The sequence below is a fragment of the Micromonospora parastrephiae genome, from assembly GCF_016802865.1.
GTDB lineage: Bacteria > Actinomycetota > Actinomycetes > Mycobacteriales > Micromonosporaceae > Micromonospora > Micromonospora parastrephiae.
Window position 1 is genome coordinate 1 of sequence record NZ_JAEVHM010000340.1, and the last position, 3,240, is coordinate 3,240.

Here is a 3,240-nt window from a genome sequence, read left to right on the forward strand (position 1 = left end):
CGGCCGGTGTCGCCGCCGCCGCCCGCGCCGCCCGCCGCCGCCGAGACCTCCGCAGCTGCCGCAACCTCCGCCGAGACCTCCGCAGCTGCCGAAACCTCCGCCGACGCCACCCCGACGGCCACCGTGTCGTCGTCCGGTGCGGACGCCGAACCGACCGCGCTGGTACCGGCCGAGCCGACCGCGACGATCGACCGCCAGGCCGTGCCGGACGCCGAGCCCACCGCGCCCGTCGCGGCCGCTGCCAGCACACCAGCCGACGGTACGACGAGCGGCGGCGACGAACCGACGGCCGTCGACGGCCCACCGGTGGCGCCGGAGCAGCGCAAGCCGTCGGCCCCGACGTCGGTCATGCCTCCGCTGAGCCCGGCCGGACGCGCGGCGGTGCCGCCGTCGGACGGCACGAAGCCGACCAACATGCGGCGCAACCTTCTCATCGGTGCCCTGGTGGCTGTGCTGCTGGTCGGTCTCGTGCTGATCGTGCCGCTGCTCACCAGGGGCGACGACGAGACCCCACAGGCCGACCCGACCACGGCCGCCGCCACGTCGGCGCCGGCGTCGACGTCCGCCCCGGCGGTGCCCCCACCCACCACGGGCGCTCCGAGTCCGACGCCGTCGGCCACGCCCTCGGTCGACCCGAACGCGCTGCCGGCCGGCTGGAAGCTGCACAAGGATCCGGCCGGCTTCGCCCTGCCGATCCCCGATGGTTGGGTGCGTAGCCAGGTCGACGGCAGCACGGTCGTCTTCAACCAGTCCAACGGGCCGGGCGAGCTGCTGGTGCAGTGGACCCCCAACCCCAAGAAGGACGCCTACGCCGACTGGAAGAGCCTTGAGAGCGACCGAAAGAGCCTCGTCAACGACTACCAGTACATCAGCATCAAGCGCTGCGACTTCTGGAAGACCTGCGCGGACTGGGAGTGGCTGGAGACTCGGGACGGGACGCGGATCCACGTCCGCAACCGCGGGTTCGTGACGGCCAGCAACCGGGGCTACGCGCTGCGGTGGGAGATCGCGGAGAAGGACTGGCAGGCCAACCTGCCGAACTTCGACCGGATCGCCAAGGGTTTCGTGCCCGACCGTAAGGACTGAAACTCATTCGCATGACCTTCCGTCGTCCGGGGTAATTGACCTTCGACGACGGAAGGAGGCACGACATGGGTTACCGACGGAGGGATGCTCGGCCCCGGCTGGCACTGTGGATGCTCGTGGCGCTCGGCGACGCGATTCTGCTCCTGGTCAGCGCGGGGGTTTCGGTGCTCGTCGCACTGCTCGGCGTCGTGATCGTTGCCGGCCTTGGCGTGGCCGCCTGGCGGATGACCCGCCGGGGCGCGCTGGCTCGTGAGGATGCTGTGGTGTCGGCCCTGAGCCGGCGGCGGGCCTGACCCGTACCGATGGTGTGGCGGCAGCCGGACCGATTGTCGACCGTGTGGTGACCGTCGATCCCGCTGCCGCCAACGGCCCGATCAGGTGTTGTTGGCCAGTGCGATCAGCCGGCTCCGGTCACCGTTCCAGTAGTTGCGGTCCACGTTGCCGCTGATCCCGGAGACGGCGCCCGTGCTGGTGTACTGCCAGAAGCTCCACACCGACGCGCCGGCCGGCAGGGCGCCGGGCGTGCTCGACCAGCGGGCCAGCCAGAGCGGGTGGTTCGCCCACGGGCCGGTCCAGCTGCCGGTGCACTGGTTCCAGAAGCTGGTGGTGGTGTAGATGACCGCGTACCGGCCGGTGCGCGAGCGGTAGGTGTTCAGGAAGTCCTGCACCCAGTTGCGCATGCCGGTGGTGCTCAGCCCGTAGCAGTAACCGCCGGTGTAGGGGTTGGCTTCGAGGTCGAGCGCGGCTGGCAGGGTGCGGCTGTCCGCCGACCAGGCGCCACCGTTGGACGCCAGGTAGTTGGCCTGGGTGGAACCGGCGGAGATGTTCGGCCGGGCGAAGTGGTACGCCCCGCGGATCACGCCGGCGTTGTAGGCGTTGACGTAGTTGGCGTTGAAGTTCGGGTCCTTGTAGCTGGTGCCCTCGGTCGCCTTGATGAAGGCGAACTCGATGCCCGCGTTGCGGACGCTGGTCCAGTTGATGCTGCCCTGGTAGCGGGACACGTCGATGCCGGGGGTGGTGGCCGCCGCCGCCGGACCGGCGGTTGCGACCAGGGTCGCCGCCGCGGTGGCGAGGACGGTGAGGCTGGCCGCGAGCACGCGGCGCAGCGGTGATGTGGTACGGGCCATGGGTGCCTCCAGGGACGCCGGTCTATTGACGCCCATCTTTGGAGATAACTGCCCTAGATCGCAAGGGTTCCTGAAGAAAGTTTCATCGACGGGCGTCGGTCTCCCCGGTGACCGGAGTGCGACGGATCGGCGAGGTGGCCGGGGATCGACACCGGAGCGCCGCCGGTAGGCTCGCGCCCCATGATGTCGATCGACGGACTGGGCGACCTGTGGGACACGCTGTTCGGCGCGCAGCCGGACCCGCCCCCGCTGCTGGTGCTGATCACCGCCGCTGTCGCGCTGGTGGTGGTGTCGACCCGACTGCCGTGGCGGATCGCCCGCAACGCCATCACCATCGCCCACGAGGGCGGGCACGCACTCGTCGCCCTGCTCACCGGCCGCAGGCTGCGCGGCATCCGGCTGCACTCGGACACCTCCGGGTTGACGCTCTCCGCCGGTCGACCCACCGGGCCGGGCATGATCCTCACCCTGCTCGCCGGTTACGTCGCCCCGCCTCTGGTGGGGCTGGCCGGCGCCTGGCTGCTCGGCGGCAACCGGATCACGCTGCTGCTCTGGGTGGCGGTAGCGCTGCTGCTCGCCATGCTCGTCATGATCCGCAACGCCTTCGGCGTGGTGTCGCTGCTGGTCACCGGCGCTCTGGTGTTCGTCGTCTCCTGGTACGCCACCCCGCAGGTGCAGGCCGCGTTCGCGTACACCGGTGTGTGGTTCCTGCTGCTCGGTGGGGTGCGACCGGTGGTGGAGTTGCAACGACTGCGCTCGCGCGGCCGGATGCCCGCCTCCGACGCCGACCAGCTCGCCGGGCTGACCCCGTTCCCGGCGTTCTTCTGGGTCACCGTCTTCGCCCTGGTCAACCTGGCCGCCCTGATCACAGGAGCCCTGCTACTGGCAAGCCCGTTCCTCCCCAACGGGGGCCCCAAGCTCTGACCCCCCGGTCGATCATGGAGTTGTGGTGGGTCATGAAAGCCGCGATCCATCCGCAACCGGGCACCACAACTCATGATGACGGGGGGCGGGGGGCGGGGGGCGG

Annotated in this window: 3 protein-coding genes and 1 pseudogene; 3 read left to right on the plus strand and 1 reads right to left on the minus strand. The window is 70.6% G+C overall.

What is annotated here, in order from left to right; genetic code table 11:
• Window positions 1-1,086 (plus strand): annotated as a pseudogene (locus JNW91_RS30590) (serine/threonine protein kinase); the annotation flags it as partial.
• Window positions 1,087-1,151: 65 nt separating this feature from the next.
• Window positions 1,152-1,379 (plus strand): hypothetical protein, encoded by a 228-nt coding sequence (locus JNW91_RS30595; protein ID WP_203178950.1) that lies wholly within the window; start codon window positions 1,152-1,154, stop codon window positions 1,377-1,379.
• An 81-nt stretch (window positions 1,380-1,460) separates the two neighbouring features.
• On the opposite strand, the gene JNW91_RS30600 is transcribed toward JNW91_RS30595, so the two are convergent.
• Window positions 1,461-2,213 carry a GH25 family lysozyme gene (locus JNW91_RS30600; RefSeq protein WP_203178951.1) on the minus strand — a complete coding sequence of 251 codons (753 nt, stop codon included), beginning with the start codon at window positions 2,211-2,213 and terminating at the stop codon, window positions 1,461-1,463.
• A 180-nt stretch (window positions 2,214-2,393) separates the two neighbouring features.
• On the opposite strand from JNW91_RS30600, the gene JNW91_RS30605 reads away from it, so the two are divergent.
• Window positions 2,394-3,137, plus strand: coding sequence for a M50 family metallopeptidase (locus JNW91_RS30605; RefSeq protein ID WP_203178952.1), 744 nt, complete (start codon window positions 2,394-2,396; stop codon window positions 3,135-3,137).
• The last annotated feature ends 103 nt before the right edge of the window (window positions 3,138-3,240 follow it).